The 20,729-nt window shown below is 39.2% G+C and carries 20 protein-coding genes, 1 tRNA gene, 1 pseudogene and 1 riboswitch; of the genes and pseudogenes, 10 read left to right on the top strand and 12 right to left on the bottom strand.

Translation table 11 applies throughout. The features are described 5' to 3' along the window. The first annotated feature begins 48 nt into the window (after positions 1-48). Positions 49-210: a hypothetical protein gene (locus tag HMPREF0027_RS12130; RefSeq protein ID WP_005623905.1), complete on the top strand. Its 162-nt coding sequence runs from the start codon at positions 49-51 to the stop codon at positions 208-210. A gap of 62 nt (positions 211-272) precedes the next feature. On the opposite strand, the gene recQ is transcribed toward HMPREF0027_RS12130, so the two are convergent. The 5 genes from recQ to HMPREF0027_RS07825 all read right to left on the bottom strand — a co-directional run bounded on the left by recQ (position 273) and on the right by HMPREF0027_RS07825 (position 4,978). Continuing rightward, a complete protein-coding gene (gene recQ, locus HMPREF0027_RS07805; protein ID WP_005623907.1) occupies positions 273-2,081 on the bottom strand; it encodes an ATP-dependent DNA helicase RecQ in 1,809 nt (602 codons plus the stop codon). A gap of 84 nt (positions 2,082-2,165) precedes the next feature. Beyond that, complete coding sequence (gene cyaY / locus HMPREF0027_RS07810; RefSeq protein ID WP_044024468.1) at positions 2,166-2,471, bottom strand: iron donor protein CyaY; 306 nt, start codon at positions 2,469-2,471, stop codon at positions 2,166-2,168. Positions 2,472-2,501: 30 nt separating this feature from the next. Then, positions 2,502-3,068 carry a nucleotidyltransferase family protein gene (locus HMPREF0027_RS07815; RefSeq protein ID WP_005623912.1) on the bottom strand — a complete coding sequence of 189 codons (567 nt, stop codon included), beginning with the start codon at positions 3,066-3,068 and terminating at the stop codon, positions 2,502-2,504. Between the two features lie 4 nt (positions 3,069-3,072). Then, a complete protein-coding gene (gene tsaD, locus HMPREF0027_RS07820; RefSeq protein WP_005623914.1) occupies positions 3,073-4,104 on the bottom strand; it encodes a tRNA (adenosine(37)-N6)-threonylcarbamoyltransferase complex transferase subunit TsaD in 1,032 nt (343 codons plus the stop codon). 91 nt (positions 4,105-4,195) lie between these two features. Next, entirely contained in the window at positions 4,196-4,978 is a 783-nt protein-coding gene (locus tag HMPREF0027_RS07825; RefSeq protein ID WP_005623916.1) for an outer membrane protein assembly factor BamD, read from the bottom strand. Between the two features lie 153 nt (positions 4,979-5,131). Here HMPREF0027_RS07825 and rluD point away from each other — a divergent pair, with 153 nt between their 5' ends. Continuing rightward, entirely contained in the window at positions 5,132-6,109 is a 978-nt protein-coding gene (rluD, locus tag HMPREF0027_RS07830) for a 23S rRNA pseudouridine(1911/1915/1917) synthase RluD (protein WP_005623918.1), read from the top strand. Positions 6,110-6,159: 50 nt separating this feature from the next. Here the strand turns inward: rluD and HMPREF0027_RS07835 are convergent, their stop codons facing one another. The 7 genes from HMPREF0027_RS07835 to HMPREF0027_RS07865 form a co-directional block, all read right to left on the bottom strand. Then, positions 6,160-6,870, bottom strand: a complete 711-nt coding sequence (locus HMPREF0027_RS07835; RefSeq protein ID WP_005623920.1) for a YwiC-like family protein — start codon at positions 6,868-6,870, stop codon at positions 6,160-6,162. A gap of 63 nt (positions 6,871-6,933) precedes the next feature. Then, positions 6,934-7,908, bottom strand: coding sequence for a 6-phosphofructokinase (gene pfkA / locus HMPREF0027_RS07840; RefSeq protein WP_005623922.1), 975 nt, complete (start codon positions 7,906-7,908; stop codon positions 6,934-6,936). Positions 7,909-8,017: 109 nt separating this feature from the next. Continuing rightward, positions 8,018-9,220 carry an aminotransferase class V-fold PLP-dependent enzyme gene (locus HMPREF0027_RS07845; RefSeq protein ID WP_005623924.1) on the bottom strand — a complete coding sequence of 401 codons (1,203 nt, stop codon included), beginning with the start codon at positions 9,218-9,220 and terminating at the stop codon, positions 8,018-8,020. Then, positions 9,220-9,918 carry a thermonuclease family protein gene (locus HMPREF0027_RS07850; protein WP_005623926.1) on the bottom strand — a complete coding sequence of 233 codons (699 nt, stop codon included), beginning with the start codon at positions 9,916-9,918 and terminating at the stop codon, positions 9,220-9,222. Before HMPREF0027_RS07850 ends, HMPREF0027_RS07845 begins: the two co-directional genes overlap by 1 nt. Positions 9,919-9,982: 64 nt before the next feature. Beyond that, positions 9,983-11,350, bottom strand: coding sequence for an alanine/glycine:cation symporter family protein (locus tag HMPREF0027_RS07855; protein WP_005623928.1), 1,368 nt, complete (start codon positions 11,348-11,350; stop codon positions 9,983-9,985). A 111-nt stretch (positions 11,351-11,461) separates the two neighbouring features. After that, positions 11,462-11,565: riboswitch (glycine riboswitch) on the bottom strand. A gap of 319 nt (positions 11,566-11,884) precedes the next feature. Continuing rightward, entirely contained in the window at positions 11,885-12,934 is a 1,050-nt protein-coding gene (locus tag HMPREF0027_RS07860) for an AI-2E family transporter (RefSeq protein ID WP_005623930.1), read from the bottom strand. 89 nt (positions 12,935-13,023) lie between these two features. Beyond that, complete coding sequence (locus HMPREF0027_RS07865; protein ID WP_005623932.1) at positions 13,024-13,398, bottom strand: cytochrome b562; 375 nt, start codon at positions 13,396-13,398, stop codon at positions 13,024-13,026. A 155-nt stretch (positions 13,399-13,553) separates the two neighbouring features. On the opposite strand from HMPREF0027_RS07865, the gene trhP reads away from it, so the two are divergent. From trhP to HMPREF0027_RS07905, 8 genes and pseudogenes are all read left to right on the top strand, one after another. Further along, the gene (gene trhP, locus HMPREF0027_RS07870) at positions 13,554-14,951 is read left to right on the top strand and encodes a prephenate-dependent tRNA uridine(34) hydroxylase TrhP (protein WP_044024469.1); all 1,398 of its coding nucleotides are present in this window, start codon (positions 13,554-13,556) and stop codon (positions 14,949-14,951) included. 244 nt (positions 14,952-15,195) lie between these two features. Next, positions 15,196-16,442 (top strand): annotated as a pseudogene (locus HMPREF0027_RS07875) (O-antigen ligase family protein). Continuing rightward, positions 16,442-17,722, top strand: a complete 1,281-nt coding sequence (waaA, locus tag HMPREF0027_RS07880; protein WP_005623938.1) for a lipid IV(A) 3-deoxy-D-manno-octulosonic acid transferase — start codon at positions 16,442-16,444, stop codon at positions 17,720-17,722. The pseudogene HMPREF0027_RS07875 and the gene waaA overlap by 1 nt, the downstream one beginning before the upstream one ends. A gap of 1 nt (position 17,723) precedes the next feature. Next, entirely contained in the window at positions 17,724-18,200 is a 477-nt protein-coding gene (gene coaD, locus HMPREF0027_RS07885) for a pantetheine-phosphate adenylyltransferase (RefSeq protein ID WP_005623940.1), read from the top strand. 2 nt (positions 18,201-18,202) lie between these two features. Further along, positions 18,203-18,754 carry an oligoribonuclease gene (gene orn / locus HMPREF0027_RS07890; RefSeq protein WP_005623942.1) on the top strand — a complete coding sequence of 184 codons (552 nt, stop codon included), beginning with the start codon at positions 18,203-18,205 and terminating at the stop codon, positions 18,752-18,754. 129 nt (positions 18,755-18,883) lie between these two features. Beyond that, positions 18,884-18,959 (top strand) — tRNA-Gly (locus HMPREF0027_RS07895). A gap of 84 nt (positions 18,960-19,043) precedes the next feature. Beyond that, positions 19,044-19,535, top strand: a complete 492-nt coding sequence (gene tsaE, locus HMPREF0027_RS07900; protein WP_005623945.1) for a tRNA (adenosine(37)-N6)-threonylcarbamoyltransferase complex ATPase subunit type 1 TsaE — start codon at positions 19,044-19,046, stop codon at positions 19,533-19,535. Positions 19,536-19,558: 23 nt separating this feature from the next. After that, entirely contained in the window at positions 19,559-20,671 is a 1,113-nt protein-coding gene (locus HMPREF0027_RS07905; protein ID WP_005623947.1) for an N-acetylmuramoyl-L-alanine amidase, read from the top strand. Positions 20,672-20,729: the final 58 nt, after the last annotated feature.

A 20,729-nucleotide genomic window follows, 5' to 3' on the forward strand; every position in this document is an offset into this window, starting at 1 on the left:
ACTACAGCCCCAAAACTTATTAGGAGTTCATTATGAAAAAATTAGTTCTTGCAACTGTTACTTTCAGCAACGACTAGCGCTTATGCGGCTAACTTCCCAGGCGCTTGTACTCGTGAATATGATCCAAGACCTTACATCACTAAAGAAGGTAAATTGGTATATGCTCCAAACCAATGCATTGCAGACTTATGGGCTGAACAAGGCAAATAATTCGAATTGATAAATTGCACTTAACTTCACTTTGAGCTCACGTGATTTTAAGTGCAGTTTTTTTATTTACGGTTATGACAATGTTCTTGAATCAAGCTTAAAAAAGCACCGCCAAAACGTTCTAATTTACGTTCTCCAACCCCATTAATATCCAACATTTCCACTTCCGTAAGCGGTAAAAACTCCGCCATTTCTTGCAAAGTTGCATCATTGAATACCACATAAGGTGGGATATTTTCTTTATCGGCAATTTGTTTACGCAGAAAACGTAGACGAGCAAATAAGTCCTTATCGTAACGAACCGAAGTTTGTTTCTGTACATAAGCCGTTGCTGAAAACGTTAAACGAGGCATTGCTAATTCGAGCTTTTTCTCCGAACGTAATACCGGACGAGCTTCTTCAGTTAACTGTAGAGCTGAATGATTAACAATATTTTGGCGAATTAGACCAAGATGAATCAGTTGACGAATAATACTTAGCCAATAATCTTGGCTCTGCTCTTTGCCGATGCCGTACACCGAAAGCTGATCATGATTAAACTGACGAATTTTCTGATTATTCAAACCACGCAATACACCAATCACATGATGTGCACCAAAAGTTTGACCGGTACGATAAATCACCGACATCACTTTTTGCGCATCCAATGTCCCATCATATTTACGGTGTGGATCCAAACAGATATCGCAGTTTTTACACGGTTCTTGACGTGATTCGCCGAAATAATTCAATAGTACTAAACGGCGACAGGTTTGCGATTCGGCAAAAGCACCGATGGCTTGCAGTTTATGTTGTTTTATATCTCGTTGTTTACTTTCCGGTTCTTCCAGTAACACCTTTTGCAGCCACGCATAATCGGCAGGATCATAAAATAACACCGCTTCAGAGGGTAAATCATCACGTCCTGCACGCCCGGTTTCTTGATAGTAAGATTCAATACTGCGAGGCAAATCAAAATGCACGACAAAACGCACATTCGATTTATTAATTCCCATACCAAAAGCAATAGTCGCAACCACAACTTGAATATTATCTCGCTGAAACGCATTTTGAACCGTTTCACGCTGCTGAACCGACATTCCGGCATGATAGCCCATTACTGAAATCTTACGAGCCGCCAACTTTTCAGTAATCTCCTCCACTTTTTTACGGCTGTTGCAATAAACGATACCGCTTTTACCATGTTGCTTACTGATAAATTTAGCTAATTGCTCCATCGGCTTAAATTTTTCTTGCACCGTGTAGCGAATATTCGGACGATCAAAACTGCCCAGATAAGTATGTGGATCGGTTAAGCGTAGGTGCTGCAGAATATCGTGGCGAGTTGTTGGGTCTGCCGTTGCTGTTAATGCCATAAGAGGCACATTCGGAAACGTATTACGTAAATTGCCTAATAAGGTGTATTCTGAGCGAAAATCGTGTCCCCACTGCGAAACGCAATGCGCTTCATCAACCGCAATCAGGCTAATTTTACATAGCGAAATAAAACGGAAAAAGCCTTGGGTCATCACCTTTTCTGGCGAGAGATACAGTAATTTTAGCTGACCGGAAAGCGCTTTCTGCTCAACATCTTGTTGTTCTTCAAAGGTTTGCGTGGAGTTTAAAAAACCGGCTTCGACACCATTGGTCAGTAGCTGATCGACCTGATCTTTCATCAAGGAAATCAGCGGAGAAATCACTAGCGTAATACCGTCTAAGCAAAGTGCAGGCACTTGATAACAAAGCGACTTACCGCCGCCGGTGGTCATAATTACAAGACAATCTCTTCCTGCCAAAACCGAATCGATCACCTCTTGTTGTCCGTGACGAAAAGATTGATAACCGAAGACGTTATTTAATACATCTTTGGCAGCAGTTTGAGATAATTGCATTGTGATTCCAATAAGATAAGCTAAAAAGGAAATAGACAAGCGGTCAAATTTGTAAAACTTTTTACAAAAACGACCGCTTATTAATTAAAAGCTGATTTGTTCGCCGTGACGAGCAAAAGCCTCTTCAAGATGCGTCCAGAAAGAGCGCCCTTCTGCAGTAACCCATTCACCATCACAGTAAGCGAAATGAAAGCCACCTAATTTGCTAGCAAGCCATAACTCTAACATCGCTTCTTGTTTATTGATGACAATTTGTGATTCATCATCAAAAGTTAATGTACATACTGCACCTTGAATTTCAGTATCGATACTTAAACCTTCATCATCAATTTTTTCTTCGATTTGTTGCCATACTTGTTCAATTTTTTGGTGAAATTCTGCTACGTTCATTTTTTTCCTCATTTAATCTCAATAAGATTACTAAATATTTTTTATAAAATTACGTTTATATTTAATATGGCTCTGAATATTCTTTTCCGCATCCTTTTTATCCCAAACTTGTAGTTCCCAAGGATAGTAAAAGTTGCTGGCATTTTTAAAGTAAATATGAATTCCTACATATTCTTCTTTATCTCTCAAATACCAATTTTTTAAACCATATTTATCTTTCCAATCATCTAAACGTTCCATAATCTCTGCGATTTCTTCACTGGAAACGATTATCCTCGCACCAAAGATGTCATTCATAATGCTATTGACTGGATAGCCCTCGCTACGAGACTCAAAACGTTTGATTTTATCCAAAATAGATTCCGAGGCTTTTACTCGATAAAAATAAGGAATATCGTATAAATCCGCACGGAATAAATAATCATTGATAGATTCATGTAAATTTAAACGGTAAGATAAAATATGCTCTATCGGCACTTTAGCAAGCGTATGTTTTAAGTTTACTTTTGCGACCTTACCCGTTTCAAAATAATCTTCGGAAAAAGCTAAATGCAGCTTATTAATTTCAACAATTAAACGCTCAATTTTTTCTAACATAACCTTACCCGATTTTTGGTAATTCCGTCATTGGCCAGCGAGGTTTAACGCTAACACTTAAATCGGTAGTTTCACCGTTTTTTAAGCGTAAAAAACCGGTATAAGCAATCATTGCACCGTTATCGGTACAGAATTGCGGGCGAGGATAATACACTTCGCCTTTTAAGTTTTTCATCATTTCAGCTAAATCGGCACGTAATTGTTTATTAGCACTTACGCCCCCCGCAATCACAAGTCGTTTATAACCGGTTTGTTGTAAAGCTCGCTTGCATTTGATAATAATTGTATCCACTACCGCTTGTTGGAAAGCGTGGGCGATATCACAGCGAGTTTGTTCATCTAGCTGACCGTTCTCATCTAAATGGGCATTAATCGTATTAGCCGCAAAGGTTTTTAAGCCGGAAAAGCTAAAATCAAGCCCCGGTCTGTCCGTCATTGGTCGAGGGAAAACAAAACGATTCGGTGTGCCTTTTTCAGCCAATTGCGAAACCGCTACACCGGCCGGATAATCTAATCCAAGTAATTTACCGGTTTTATCAAAGGCTTCACCTGCTGCATCATCAATCGACTCTCCGAGAATTTCATACTGTCCTACGCCATCTACTTTGACTAGCTGAGTATGTCCGCCTGAAATCAGTAACGCCACAAATGGGAATTCCGGCGGATTGTCTTCCAACATTGGTGCCATCAAATGGCCTTCCATATGATGAACACCAAGCGCCGGTACGTTCCACGCATAAGCAAGCGAGCGAGCAATCGTAGAACCAACTAGCAATGCGCCAACTAAGCCTGGGCCTGCCGTATAGGCAACACCGTCGATATCATCTGCGGTTAAATTCGCTTCTTTCAATGCTTCTTGAATTAGCGGTAACGTTTTACGGATATGATCTCGAGAAGCCAATTCCGGCACGACACCACCGTAATCTGCATGCATCTCAATCTGGCTATAAAGCTGGTTTGCTACCAAACCTTTGTGTTCATCATAAATTGCCACTCCGGTTTCATCACAGGAAGTTTCAATACCTAAAATTCGCATATTTTTGTCTTATTTATGAAATGGGAAAGGGGCATTATTCAAAAATAACGCCCCTAGAATTGCAAAACTTTTATAAAAATCAACCGCTTGATTAGAACTGTTCGCTATATTCAGGCTTAATGATTTCCGGGAAGCTTTTATCTTTATTCGCTTCAATTAATGCAGCAACTTTCTCTGCCGAATCTTTGATACCGATTTGCTCATAAGCCTTTTGCATATAAGCTAAAGCTTCATAAGTCGGTTTGCTTTCCGGATAGAAACGCATCATTTCTTCTACACGATTTACCACCGCAACATAAGCTTCACGATCATCATAGAATTTCACAATCGCTAACTCGTGTTCTGCCATACGGTTGATTAAATAGCCCATCCAATTTTTGGCATCTTGTGCATATTTGCTTTGCGGATAGTGCTGTACAATCGTCTGGAAGCTACCATACGCATTACGTACGCTATCTAATGCACGAGACGCACGATTTACGCCAAAGAAATCTTGAATAAAGTTATCACCTAAACGTGCATTACTTAAACCGGCCAAATAGTAAACATAATCCATGCTCGCACTGTTTGGATAAGCACGCACAAAACGTTCCGCCGCATCTAATGCTTTATAATACTCACCGACTTTATAATTTGCATAAATTAAACTTAATTGAGTTTGCTCACCAAACGCACTTTGTTGACCGCCTTTGGTACCAACCGCATCTAAATAGCGAATTGCCGAGTTATAATCGCCATCTTGTAAATAGGTTTGCCCTTTAGTATAGAGATCTTGTGCGGATGATTCTTCTAATTCTTTATTCGCACTATTAGAACAACCTACTACTAAAAGCCCCACTAACATCAGCGAAGCAAGAGATGTGAATTTACGCATAATGATTTTACCTATAAAAAAGTGTCTATGACCAAAAGTTAATGTACAATGGTCAAGTTTGACCAATGGCACTTTGCTAAGTTCATACCAATTGCCCTATTTTATAGAACATATTCAAATAAGCAACAGACAAATTTTGGAATTTATCTTTAAATGACTCAACAAATGACATTAACTGCCAAGGTTTCGGCGGATTTACTCGGCGCTCGTTTAGACCAAGCGCTGGCGCAACTTTTCCCTTATTATTCTCGCTCACGCTTAAAGGTGTGGATTGAAAGTGATTTAGTGAAGGTAAACGGTAATATTGTAAACAAAGCGCGCGAAAAAGTATTCGGTGGCGAGCTTATCGAAGTTCAGGCTGAAATCGAAGAGGAAGTACGATTCGAGCCACAAGATATTCCGTTAAATATCGTGTACGAAGACGATGATATTTTAGTAATTAATAAACCGAAAGATTTAGTCGTACATCCGGGTGCAGGTAATCCGGACGGTACGGTGCTGAATGCATTATTACATTACTATCCGCCGATTGCTGAAGTGCCGCGCGCGGGTATCGTGCATCGTTTGGATAAAGACACAACCGGTTTAATGGTTGTGGCAAAAAATATTCCGGCACAAACTCACTTAGTGACCGCACTCCAAAAACGTCGCATTACCCGTGAATATGAAGCGGTGACAAGCGGTGTTATGACGCAAGGTGGTAAAGTTGATGAACCGATGGCACGACATCCTACCAAACGTACTGCAATGGCAGTACACCCAATGGGTAAACCGGCAGTAACCCATTACCGCATTATGGAACGCTTCCGTAACTATACTCGCCTACGTTTACGTTTAGAAACCGGCCGAACTCACCAAATTCGTGTACATATGACACATATTGCGCATCCGTTATTAGGTGATCAACTTTATGGTGGACGTCCTCGTCCGCCGAAAGGAGCAAGCGAAGAGTTCTTAGCGGTATTACGAGGCTTCCAGCGTCAAGCATTACACGCAACCATGCTACGTTTAGAACACCCGATTACCGGTGAACTGATGGAATGGCACGCACCGCTACCGGACGATTTCATTGAGTTAATTGAAGCGTTAAAAGCGGATTATCAGTTATATAAAGACGATTTAGATTACTAATTAAGTAACTAAAAAATAAAGGCGCTCTTACATTGTATAAGCGCCTTTTCTTATCCGAAAATTAAGCAAATCATAAAAATGAGGATAACAGGAAACTCAAACATCCCCACCTGTTTCACATTCCAACCGAAACTCGGCACGACAATTGCACGTGCTAACGCAATCAAATACACCGCAAATAGCCACAGATATCCAAACATTAAATAAATAATCGAAAAGAGTAGATGAAAACCGATACTCAGTTCCATATACAGCGGATTTTTACGTTCACGCACCATACTTTTTACATATAAGGTTGCGCCGATAAAAAATACGGTGGGATGAATTAAAATCTCCCAATTAAACTGCTGTTCTGCAAGATAGAAACTTGCCATACCTATCACACCGAAAGTTAAATAACCGGCAATATCATTCAATAAATTTCGTTCATCTCTTTGTTTTGCATAATAAATTTGAATCGCTGCAAGCGGTAAGATTAACGCTAAAAATTGCAAAATTTGAGGAATCGCAAGCAAAACCGGTATTGCACAGAGTAAGCTAATCAGAACATAAATGAGCGCCCACTTTTTGTTACGAGCTGTCGGCTTTTTGCTAAATAATGAAAGAAAAGGGTAAGAAAATAAATAAAGAAACAGCCACGCTAAGCCTAAAAAGAGATGATTAAGCGTTGGGGTCGAGGCAAACATTCCGTATAAAAAAGGAATAAATGCCATAGCCAATGCACCGTGCTGATTTGAAATAACCGGCTTATCATTAAACATAGATTTTCCTTATATAAATAAAAAAGGCGACTTACTTAAGCCGCCTTTTGATTTTAAGAAAAATTAGAATAATTTTCTAGCTGCATCGAACAATTCTTCTTTGAACGGACGACGCATATTGTTAATTGCATCAATGATATCGTGGTGTACCAATTTCTCATTTTGGATACCAACACAACGACCGCCATAACCTTGTAATAATAAATCTACCGCATATACGCCCATACGTGACGCTAAGATACGGTCGAATGGACAAGGCGCACCACCACGTTGGATATGACCTAATACCGTTGCACGAGTTTCGTGACCAAAACGAGCTTCGATTTCTTTAGCTAATTGGTGAACGTCCGTCATTAACTCAGTAATCGCAATAATTGCATGGCGCTTACCTTTTTTAAAGCCTTCATCAATATTACGCAGTAATGATTCTTTATCTAAACCTTTTTCCGGCACGATAATGTATTCACAACCACTTGCTAGCGCCGCACTGATAGTTAAATCACCACAGTGGCGTCCCATGATTTCTACGATTGAAATACGTTGGTGTGAAGTAGAAGTATCACGTAAACGGTCGATCGCTTCTACCGCAGTTTCTAATGCTGTTTGATAACCGATCGTGTAGTCTGTACCCACGATATCATTATCAATGGTACCCGGTAAACCGATACAAGGGTAACCGAACTCTTCCGTTAATAGTTTCGCCCCCATATAAGAGCCGTCACCACCGATAACGACTAATGCATCAATTTCATATTTTTTCAGTGTTTCCACCGCTTGCTTACGCACTTCCGGATCCTTAAATTGCGGGAAGCGAGCAGAACCTAAGAAAGTACCGCCACGGTTAATTGTCTCTGATACAGAGCGACGATCTAATTGGATGACTTTGTCATTATATAAACCATAATAACCGTCTTGGATACCGTATACCTCTAAACCTTCATTGAGTGCTACACGAACGACACCACGAATCGCAGCATTCATGCCTGGCGCATCACCACCACTCGTTAACACAGCAATTTTTTTGATTTGTTTAGTCATTTTAGACACCTTTTGCTATAAATTTAAAATTGTAAAATAAATCGGAAATTGGCGTGAAGATTACCTTATTTAGGGTATTCATTCTAGCAAATTTTCATATTTTTTTGATCTAGTCAGCCAAAATTTCGAGTGCTAGATCTAAAGATTCCAAAAAATGTTCCAAATCTTCCATTTGGTTATAATGTGCAATTGATAAACGTAACGTCCCGACTTGTTCAAGATAGCGCAGATAAGGTTTTGCACAATGTTCTCCGCTACGTAAAGAGATCTTACGTTCCGTCATAATTGCGGCAATATCGGCATGATGAATTCCTTGAAATGCAAAGCTGATGGTTGAACAGCCCGACTGCGAAAAAATTTGAATATTTTTATAATTTTTTAACCGCTTGTAGGTCTCTTTCGCTAAACATTCAACTGTTTGATTCAATTCGTCGAAATTCCACTGCTCCAGCCACTCCAAAATTGCGCCAAAACCAATAATACCGGCAATATTTGGCGTACCGGCTTCTAAGCGATAAGGCAAATCAGCGACGGAAAGCGTTAATTCGGATACATCACTCAGCATTTTACCGCCGAAAAATAGCGGTCGAATTTGCTCTAGACTTTGCAATTTTCCGGTTAACACGCCGACACCAGTCGGCCCATACATTTTATGTGCGGAAAAAGCATAAAAATCTGCATCCAGTTTCTGCACATCGACCTTTTCGCAGCATACCGCTTGGGCGCAATCCAGTAAAATTTTTGCCTTCGAATATTGGCGAATGATTGGGATGAGTTGCTCAACCGGCTGACGTACACCAGTAACGTTTGAAACTAAATTCAAGGCAACGATTTTAGTTCTTACAGAAATCGCCTGCTGTAAAGCGGTCGGATTTAGCTGAAAATTTGCATCTAATGGCAAAACGATCAATTTCGCTTGCTTACGCAGCGCTAATTGTTGCCATGGAATAAAATTCGCATGATGTTCGGCTACGGAAATAATGATTTCATCTCCGGCCTCCAGTAAATATTCCAAACCATACGCCACTAAATTAATTGCATGGGAGGTACCGCTCGTCCAAATGACCGCATTGCGAGACTCGACATTAAAACGAGAAACAATGAGCTCTCTCGTCCGTTCATAAGCTTGGCTTTGTGCAAGATCGTAATGACTACGATGTACCGAACCAGCCGAGGCATAAAATTCAGTAGTGCTATCAATTAATATTTGGGGTTTTAAGGTTGTTGCCGCCGAATCCAGATAGATCCATTCGGCTTGTTGCTTAAAAAAAGGAAACTGAGATCTAAATGCTACTGTTTGTTGCATATCCATTAATGCAATGCCTCTCGATACAATTTATTACAAGGAATACCGTCATGATTACCGTCCATTGTTTTGGAACCACATTGGTCGAAATAACGTTTCGCACTTTGATAATCACTAAAATCACTACAGCGTAATACTTTCTTACAATCTAATGCATTATCTGTTACAAGCGATCGTTTTTTCCAAATATTTTGCCAATTCCAGCCGGAATCAGACTGCTTGTCTGCACTATGTTGCTTCCGCCATTCCACAGGGTTAATCGGCGATCTATCTTGCCATAATCCTTTCTGCGCTTGTTTTGCTTTTAGCATTTCCTGCTCATAAATCAGCTGCGTTTCGCGATACGCCCATGCCATACCTTTTTGGACTAATAATAAATTGATATTGCGTTCTTGCTCATCATAAACCACTGCTAATAAACGTTGGTAACGATCATAACCGCTACTATGCAATATCACTTGTTTTTTAAATACCAAATTTGCTAGCGCTTGTTTGGCTTTATTGCCGTACGGCTGAGCGGACTCCGGCGCATCAATATATAACAAACGCACTTTTAACGGTTTACGTTTATACAAGCAGGTCAGCGTATCACCGTCACTAATTCCTACGACTTTACAGCTGATGGAATTATCAGAAGTCGCATAAATAGAGGGCGTAATTAAACTCAAAAATAGAAATAAAACAGAAAAATAAATAGCTTTCATACAAAATAAAAAAGTGTAGGCATTACCTACACTTTAACAGATTTTGAATCACTCGGCGTAAACCTTATTTGAGTTCGCCATTTTTTAAGCGGAAGAAATAATTTTTAGTTTCTTCAATAATCACTTTGCGTAATGCAATTAAAGAGATCAGATTCGGGAATGCCATTAAACCGTTTACGATATCTGCGATCGTCCAAATCGTTTTTAACTGTAAGAACGGAGCAGAAGCAATTAAGGCAATAAAGAGTAAACGATAGAATTTAATTCCTTTAGTTTTACCGTTAGTCAGGTAAACAAAGCAACGTTCACCGTAATAACACCAACCTAAAATCGTAGTAAATGCAAAGAATGCTAAACCAACGGTGACTACAACTGCGCCGAATGAACTTTCTAAACCTTGGTTAAATGCCAAATTGGTTAATTCCGCACCTTCAGCTTCGCCCGTCCAAGCGCCGGTTAATACAATCACTAAACCGGTCATGGTACACACAATAATGGTATCTAAAAAAGTACCGGTCATTGAAATTAAGCCTTGACGCACCGGCTCTTTAGTTTGTGCCGCAGCTGCTGCAATTGGTGCCGAACCTAAGCCAGATTCATTCGAGAAAATACCACGTGCAACCCCTAATTGAATTGCTTGCATCACAGTAAAACCAAATGCCCCGCCCAATGCAGCTTCCGGATTAAACGCCGCATGTACGATTAATACGATTGCATCCGGTACTTTTTCCGCATTCATAATTAATACGCTAACCGAAGCAATCACATAAGCTACCGCCATAAACGGCACCACGATCGATGCAATTTTAGAAATACGTTTTACCCCACCTAATACGATAGAAGTCACGACTAAAGTTAAAATAATTGAGCTAAATACGACCGGCACATCAAAAGTTGATTCTAACGAATGAGTAATACCGTTTACTTGCGGGAAAGTACCAATCCCTAATAACGCTACCAATACACCAAAGAAAGCGAACGCTTTTGCCAGCCATTTCCACTTTTTGCCCATTCCCATTTCGATATAATACATTGGGCCGCCGGCAATAAAGCCGTCTTTATCACGACCACGGAATTTAATCGCTAATAAGCCTTCCGCATATTTGGTCGCCATACCGAATAACGCAATCAGCCACATCCAAAATAATGCACCCGGCCCGCCTGAGTGAATAGCAGTTGCTACACCGACAATATTACCGGTACCGATTGTTGCAGCCAACGCAGTAGAAAGTGCCGCAAAAGCAGAGATATCACCGGCTTGACCTTGCCCTTTTTCAGGTTTGAACATATACACGAAAGCACGGCCTAATTGGCAAAATTGAATACCTTTTAGTGCAAAAGTTAAATATAGACCGACACCGGAAAGTAGGATTAAAAGCGGAGCGCCCCAAATAAGGCTGTTAATAGTGTTAAGAATATCGTCAAATGACATCTGTGTAATTCCTCGTAATTGTATGTTACAAGGAAAGAAAAGTAACAATAGAGATAAGCGGTAAAATCGATAAAATTTGACTAAAAATGACCGCTAGTTAGGTAGGTATCACTTTTCTCCCCTGTCCTTTTGCCTGAGCGTTTCATGCATTCGCACTTGCGCCTTCGGCGTCCATTTTCCATTTACATGGATTGGATCTCTCCAAGGGTTCGTCCAGTAACTGTCCTCGCTATCGCTAGCACCTGAAAGATTTTACCTCGTCGGTAGAGTTTTCACTCTTCTCCAGCTACCTTCATCCGAACAATTCTTCATTAAAAAGAATGGGCAGATTTTAACGATTCTTTAAAAATCGTCAAGTAAAACCCTACAATTTCAACGCAAACGTTTGCCTTTTGATGATAGATTAAACAATATAAGAAAAAGCAGTCCTATACATAATAAACAGGCGATCAAATTTCCCTAAAGATTTGCAAATTGCAAAAAATTTAAGAAATTCGACCGCTTGTTCTTTTTCCAAACAGCTTAATAAAAATATTAACGTTTAATTTCATCTACGTCGCCAAGTAATATCGCATATCGGCGAGAACTTGGATTCGATTCTAAAGCAATTTTCAGCGCCATTGTGAGCGGAACAGAAAGCAACATTCCGACTGTTCCTAATAGCCATCCCCAGAAAAGCAAGGAAAGAAAAACGACCAATGTTGAAAGGCCTAACCGTTTCCCCATCATTTTCGGTTCCAAGACGTTACCAAATAACATATTGACACCGACTATACCGGCTAATACGGCTAAGCCAACAGAAAAACCATTTAATAGCAACGCTTGTAATACAATCGGAATACCAGCTAAAAAAGAACCAATGTTCGGAATATAATTTAATAAGAAAGCCAATACGCCCCACAATACTGCATATTGTACATTTAAGATCATTAATAAAATCCAAACAGATAAGCCGGTTAAAGCACTTACCACTGTTTTAATGCCTAAATAACCAATTACGCCTTTTAAGACTTGATCAATATAATATTTCTCATTAGAAAGATCATTATCTGGACTCAACGCCAACGCTAATTTATATTTAGCCATAGGTGATTCTAACAACATAAAAATCACCACTAAAAATAAAACAAAAATATTAGATAACACGCCTGAAAAACCTAATAACAAACGGCTAACTAAATTCATAACGGCACTCGGGTCAAATTTACTGAGTATATCTTCCTGACCAATACTAATCGGTAATTGATACTCATTAACTAAAGCGAATATCGTTTGCAAACGTGCAGTAAGCAATAACTTATATTGTGGGATAGAAGCGGTAAATTCCTGAATAGCATTATTTACCATACCGGTCAAAAATAAAAAAACTAAGACAATCAACCCTAATAACAGGCTGATAGCAATGCCTAAAGGAATACGACGTATCGTCATAAATTTAATGATAGGCGAACAAATAATCGCAATAAATAGTGACAATAAAAATGGTACGACAATTTCTGCCGCCGATTTAATCCCCGCTAAGATGATAATAATTGCGGCAGTGGCAACTAGCGCTTTGGTTATTGATACTTGGTGTTGTTCCATAATTCCCCGAAAATGAGATAAAAAGCAAGCGGTCAAATTTTAACATTTTTTTACTATGAACGCTAAAATTCAACCGCTTACCATTTTTGTTACTTATACTCTGAGTGATATTTTTTCTTTATATCATCAAGCACTTCCAGTGTTTGTTTTGCTTGATCTAAATTTCCTGCTTGAGCTTGTTGCTCCGCTTGCTTCGCAACATCAATCACTTGTTGCATTGCCGCTTGATAGCCAACAAAATGTTCTTGATCACCGTCCAAACTCGCTGGCATCGTCTCTTTCGCTTTTTCCGCTTGCAGTAAAAATACAGCAACAGAAGTTTGGAATTGTTCCGTGGTTTCAGCATCTTGCAATATATTTAACTGTTTTTTCATTTGGAACATTTCCATCATAACCCCTTTTGAAAAAGCCATACTCGAAAATGCCAAAAATGTCGCTACAACTAGCCATTTAAATTTTTTCATAATTTTCCCACATTTCAACGAAATGAATTAAGCACAAAAAGTCGCATTCTAATCTATCTATTGCTTGCTAGAAAGCAATATTTCTTGGAAAATAGACACTTTTACGCCTTCCACTTGTGGGAGGTACTGACTTGTTATCAGAAGAGAATAAACCTATGTCCGAATTAAAATACCCTAAACCCGAATTACTTTCGCCTGCCGGCACCTTAAAAAATATGCGTTACGCTTTTGCTTATGGCGCAGATGCCGTTTATGCAGGTCAACCGCGTTATAGCTTACGTGTACGTAACAATGAATTTAACCACGCAAACTTACAAATCGCGATTGATGAAGCGCATAGCTTAGGTAAAAAATTCTATGTGGTCGTGAATATTGCGCCACACAACTCAAAACTTAAAACATTTATCAAAGATCTGAAAGTCGTAGTGGATATGAAACCGGATGCGCTGATCATGTCTGATCCCGGTTTAATTATGTTAGTGCGCGAAAACTTCTCGGAAATCGATATTCACCTTTCGGTACAAGCGAATGCGGTAAACTGGGCAACAGTAAAATTCTGGAAACAAATGGGACTTACTCGAGTAATTCTTTCACGTGAATTATCATTGGAAGAAATCGAAGAAATCCGCCAACAAGTACCAGACATCGAGCTTGAAATCTTCGTACACGGCGCACTTTGTATGGCATATTCAGGTCGTTGCCTATTGTCCGGTTATATCAATAAACGTGACCCGAACCAAGGTACTTGTACCAACGCTTGCCGTTGGGAATACAAAATGGAAGAAGGTACGACAGATGACGTTGGTAATATTGTGCCGCAAGCTGCAGTTCAACGTTATGAGCCAGAAATCGAGGTGAAAAATATCGCACCGACATTAGGTGAAGGTTCGCATACCGATAAAGTATTCTTATACACAGAACCAAACCGTCCGGACGAGCAAATGACTGCATTTGAAGATGAGCACGGCACTTACTTTATGAACTCAAAAGACTTACGTGCCGTACAACACGTGGAAAAATTAACTCAAATGGGCGTTCACTCACTCAAAATTGAGGGGCGTACTAAGTCATTCTATTACTGCGCACGTACCGCTCAAGTTTATCGTAAAGCAATTGATGATGCGGCGGCAGGTAAACCGTTCGATGAATCATTAATGGATACTTTAGAATCACTCGCACATCGTGGTTATACCGAAGGTTTCTTACGCCGTCATACGCACGATGAATACCAAAACTATGAATACGGCTACTCAATTTCGGAACGCCAACAATTTGTGGGTGAATTCACCGGTAAACGTAACGCTGAAGGTATGGCGGAAGTAGCGGTAAAAAATAAATTCCTCGTGGGCGATTCAGTAGAAATGATGACACCAAAAGGTAATATCATGTTCAAAATTGAGCGTATGCTGAACCGCAAAAATGAGCAAGTGGAAGCTGGACTTGGCGACGGACACTTTGTCTTTTTAGATGTACCGGTGGATATTGAACTAGATTATGCACTTTTAATGCGTAATCTTATAGATTCTAATACAAGAAATCCGCACAAAGCGTGATCAATCTCACAAATTTAGCAATATATTGTAAAGATTGAAAATTTATTATTGCAGTTATGAATTAAATTCATATAATTAAGACTCAATACTCATAGAAGTATGACTCCATAATAAGTTTTACCCCTCCGGAATGAGGGGTTTTTTTATGCTTATTAGAAATTTATACGATTAAATCGTCTTTTCTTTCCTTTCATCCTCAATTTTTAAGTATAATATTTTGTCAAATTTTTTATGTGGGACTCTTATGCTAGCGCAAATTAAATATAATAAAAGCCAAATCTATTCGGGATTAATTGGTTTATTCTTTATTTTAATTCTTCAATTTAAACTCAGTTATAGTCTTATTCCAATCTTATTAGCACTAGCTGGGATAGCTTTGCTTATACCGCACATAAAAAATAAATCCTATCATTTAGAAAAAGCCGATAAATGGTTAATTTACTCGTTTATTTGCTATTTTGTATTATTCGTATTTTCGTTAATTATACATAAGGGAAAGGGAAGTGACTTAGATCTTGCCTCTCGAGCCTTATTAGCATTACCTATTTTATCCATATTTTATAAAAATCAACTTAAACACTTATGGATTGTTTATGCCATCTTAATTGCCGGAATCGGCGCTGGTATTACGAGTATGATCCAAGTTTTCGGTCTTGATTTTGTTCGCCCTTTTCCGAAAATCATGCACATTCAAGCTGGTGATATTGCAATGTCACTCGCTATGTTCTCATTTTGTGCGTTATTTTATTTCTATACGCAGAAACAACGAATGGCGATGTACCTCAACTTAATCGCCGGCTTATTTGCGCTGATTGCAAGCTTTCTCACGACTGCTCGAGGAGCATGGGTCGGCGTCCCATTCGTACTTATCGTTATTTTTTGGCTTAACCGTAAATCGCTATCAAAATGGCTTATCTCCGGTGTATTATTCATCACGCTTGCCGGAGGTATTTTTACCAGTGAGACAATTCACAAGCGCTATCTTGATGCACAAAACGATATTACCGCTTACATGAACGGTTCAAATAAGAGTACTTCTGTAGGCGCTCGTTTTGATATGTGGAAAAGCGCGATGCTTGGTATTCAAGAGAAACCTGTGTTCGGTTGGGGGCTCCAAGGTGTAAAAGAAATGCGGAAACAGCATTTTTCTGAAGGAAAAATCTCTAAATACGCAGCACGTTTCGGTCATGCGCACAATCAATATCTACATGACGCTTCAACTAGAGGTATTGCTGGACTTATCGCATTGCTTGCGACGTTATTCGTGCCGCTAATTCTATTCTGGAACGGATTAAAACAATCGGAATCCAATTCCCTTGCTCATTTATGGGGCGTGTTGGGGATTACCCATATTTTATTGATGATGAGTTATTTTCTAACCCAAGCTTTTTTATTACATAACTCCGGCGCTATGTTTTATTTTATTACAACGGTGATTTTTTAGGTTTGCAAAAAAATGCCCTAATTAGATCGCTTATGGAGACCAAATAGTGCTACGTTTTTTCTATACGATTTTAAGTTACATCATTCACCCATTGATTTTATTAATGATGTGGAATCGTGGGCGTAAACAACCGGCCTATCGTCGCCGCTTATTGGAACGTTATAGCTACTATAATAACGATAAGCAGCCGCATGAAAATGGCATAATCGTGCATGCAGCATCTGTTGGCGAAGTGATTTCCGCTACCCCCTTGATTAAGGCAATTCAAGGTAAATATCCTACGCTACCGATCACCGTCACGACTGTAACGCCTACCGGCTCAGCTCGTGTTCGTACCGCTTTTGGTAATAGCGTAACACACTTTTATTTGCCTTATGATCTGCCCGATGCGATGGCCCGTTTTTTAGATTTTATAAAACCAAAGTTGATTATTGTAATTGAAACCGAATTATGGCCGAATTTAATTCATCAATCGCATAAAAGAGGCATTTCATTCGTGATTGCCAATGCACGCCTTTCGCCTCGTTCCGCCAAAAGATACGGTTGGATAAAATCTGGTTTAACAAATATGTTAAATGAAATTGATTTAATTATGGCTCAAGATGCGGTAAGTGCTGAGCGCTATCTGGAGCTCGGATTCCACGATAAGCACCTTATTAATACCGGAAATCTAAAATTTGATTTAGAAATAACCGATGAATTACGTAATAAAGTCGAGTTTACTAAGCAGGAACTCGACTTAAATCAGCGTCCGGTTTGGATTGCCGGAAGTACTCACGAAGGCGAAGAAAAAATGTTGCTTGATGCACATAAGCAACTATTAATGCGTTGGCCTGACTTAGTATTAATTTTGGTTCCTCGCCATCCTGAACGTTTTGACAGTGTCGAAGATTTACTGATTAAATCTGAACTAAATTACACCAAGCGCACTGATAAATCACCTTTAAAAGTAAACACTCAGGTGTTATTAGGTGATACTATGGGTGAAATGATGACGCTTTACAGCTTAGCTCAAATTGCTTTTGTCGGAGGAAGTTTGGTAGAGCACGGCGGACATAACCCGTTGGAACCAATAGCTTTTGCGCTTCCGGTTATCTCCGGTGTACATACGTTTAATTTTCCGGAAATTTTTGAAAAATTACGTTATGTTCAAGGTGTTGTTGAAGTAAAAAGTGATGAACACGATTTAGCACAAGCAGTCAATTTTTTACTCGAGCATCCAAATGTTCGTCGAGCGATTAGCCAAGCAGGTTTTAGCGTTTTACAAGAGAATCAAGGTACATTAAAACGCCATATGCAACTACTTGCACCTTATTTAGAGAAATAATATGAGTTATACCGTTATCTACGCCGGCACCTTTGATCCGATTACCAACGGACATTTGGATATTATCGAACGTGCAGCGAAACTATTTGGCAATGTGATTGTGGCAGTGGCAAAAAATCCAAGCAAACAGCCACTTTTTTCATTAGAAGAACGAACTTTATTAGTGAAGCAAAGTTGTGTTCATCTCAGTAACGTACAAGCGGTCGGATTTAGCGGATTACTTGCAGATTTTGCCGTACAACATCAGGCAAAAGCGTTAATTCGGGGTATACGAGGCAGTGATGATATTGAATATGAGATTCAATTGGCACAGCTTAATGAACAACTGGAAGAAGGTTTAGAGACCATTTTTCTTCCGCCAGCCGTGCAATGGCGTTATCTATCATCAACAATGGTGCGAGAAATTTATCGCCACCAAGGAGATGTCACACAATTTGTACCGCCATTCGTGCTAAACGCATTAAAAGAGAAGGAATAAATATGAGTAAACTAGACAGTCAAAATTTAATTTGGATCGATTTGGAAATGACCGGTTTAGATCCGGAAAAAGAACGTATTATTGAAATTGCAACCATTGTAACGGATAAAGATTTAAATATTTTAGCTGAAGGCCCAGTGTTAACCGTTCACCAACCGGATGACTTACTGAATAAAATGAGTGATTGGTGTATTAAAACGCATACGGAAAACGGCTTAATCGAACGGGTCAAACAGAGTAAGTTAACCGAACGCGCTGTAGAGCTACAAACGCTCGATTTCTTAAAACGATGGCTACCGAAAGGTGCTTCACCGATTTGTGGAAATAGTGTGCCGCAAGATAAACGCTTCTTATATAAATATATGCCGGATCTTGCCGACTATTTTCACTATCGTCACTTAGATGTCAGTACCCTAAAAGAGCTCGCTCGCCATTGGAAACCGGAAATACTTGACCAGTTTACCAAAAAAAATACCCATTTAGCTTTAGATGATATTCGAGAATCTATCGAAGAATTAAAATTTTATCGTACACATTTCATCAAATTAGATTAGAATACGCTCTTTTTTCACTAAAATTGAAAAATTGACTTGCAAGTTTATATTTTTTAACCGATATAAACTTGCGTTCTAAAAAGAAATTCGTATAGTCTAGGAGCTTTGCTAGTCGACAAAATACCTTATGCGGGAATAGCTCAGTTGGTAGAGCACGACCTTGCCAAGGCCGGGGTCGCGAGTTCGAGCCTCGTTTCCCGCTCCATTTTCTCTCCGAATTTTCTTCCAACTTTTTCAATTTTTTATTTCTTAATTAACACTATTAGTCTTGTAAGTACTCATTACGGAAATGTCAGATTCAATCACTTTTTATTTTCCAACCGAGCAACAAATGTTGCAATTTGGGCAAACATTGGCAAAGCATATGCAAGCCTATTTAAACCGCTCGCCTCAGTATGCATTAGTCGTTTATTTAAACGGTGAGTTAGGTGCGGGAAAAACGACATTAACACGTAGTATCGTGCGTGAGTTTGGTCATATTGGAAATGTCAAAAGTCCAACTTATACTTTGGTGGAGGAATATCAACTTCCGCCTTATGCCATTTACCATTTTGATCTCTATCGTTTAAGTGATCCTGAAGAGTTGGAATTTATGGGCATTCGTGATTATTTCCGCCCACAAACGGTTTGTTTGTTAGAATGGGCTAGCCGTGGTAAAGGAATGATTCCTGAAGCAGATATCATTATTCAAATTGATTATGCCGAAGAAGGGCGCAACATTACGTTGCTGCCGCAAACTTCAGTGGGTACACAACTTTTAGTAAATTTTAATCTAAATTAAACCGCTTAATTGAAAGGAATGAGATGAACAAGTTAGTAAATTATATTGTTGTTAGTTTATTTGGCTTATTTTTTAGTCTTAGCAGTTATGCTAAAACCGTGGTTGTAATTGATGCTGGCCACGGTGGTAAAGACCCGGGCGCAATTGGTGCCACACTCGGCGTAAAAGAAAAAAACGTTACTTTAGCGATTTCAAAAGAGTTAAAAGCATTACTTGATTCAAATCCGAAATTTAAAGCGGTAATGACTCGTAAAAGTGACTATTTTATTCAGCTTCCAAAACGTACTGAAATTGCACGTAAAAATAAAGCAAACTTACTCGTCTCAATTCACGCGGACTCATCGCCTAAATCGAATAGTTTAAAGGGTGCTTCTGTTTGGGTGCTTTCAAACCGCCGTGCTAGCGATGAAATGGGTAAATGGCTTGAAGATCATGAGAAACAATCAGAATTACTTGGTGGCGCTGGTTCTGTTCTTTCAAATACTAACGAAAAATACTTAAACCAAACCGTATTGGATCTTCAATTTTCTCACTCTCAACGTTCTGGTTATGAATTAGGCAAAGCTGTATTATCACGTTTGGGAAATGTCACTTCTCTTGCCCAAAGTGCGCCGCAGCACGCAAGTTTGAGTGTGTTACGCTCTCCTGATATCACCTCTATTTTGGTAGAAACCGGCTTTTTATCAAATCCGGTGGAAGAGCAAAAACTTTCAACGCCAGCATATCGCCGAAAAATCGCTCAAGCCATTTATAATGGCTTAGTAGCGTATGTTTCACGCAGTACAGGTAATACCAAAGAAGTCTATAAGGAAGTGAAAGACACTTCGACAGATACTAACAAAAAAGAGGCTAAGCAGAAAAAATCTGATCATCCGGAGAATTCATCTAAAAAAGATAATTCGAAAACTAAAGTCGAAGACAAATCGACTAAAGATAAGAGAAACAGTAAAAATAAAGAGCAAAATTCCACAAAACAAGAACCTAAAAAATCCACTAACGGTTATCACATTGTGCAACAAGATGAAACGCTCTACTCTATTGCTCGTGTCTATAATACAACACCGGAAAAATTGAGTAAGCTAAATAACATCAAAAACAATAAGATTACCGTAGGTAAGAAGCTGAAAGTGCAATAGTAAAATCAAGCGGTTAAATTTGTAAAAAAATTTGCAAATTTAACCGCTTATTTTTTGG

The sequence above is a fragment of the Actinobacillus ureae ATCC 25976 genome (assembly GCF_000188255.1).
Classification (GTDB): domain Bacteria; phylum Pseudomonadota; class Gammaproteobacteria; order Enterobacterales; family Pasteurellaceae; genus Actinobacillus; species Actinobacillus ureae.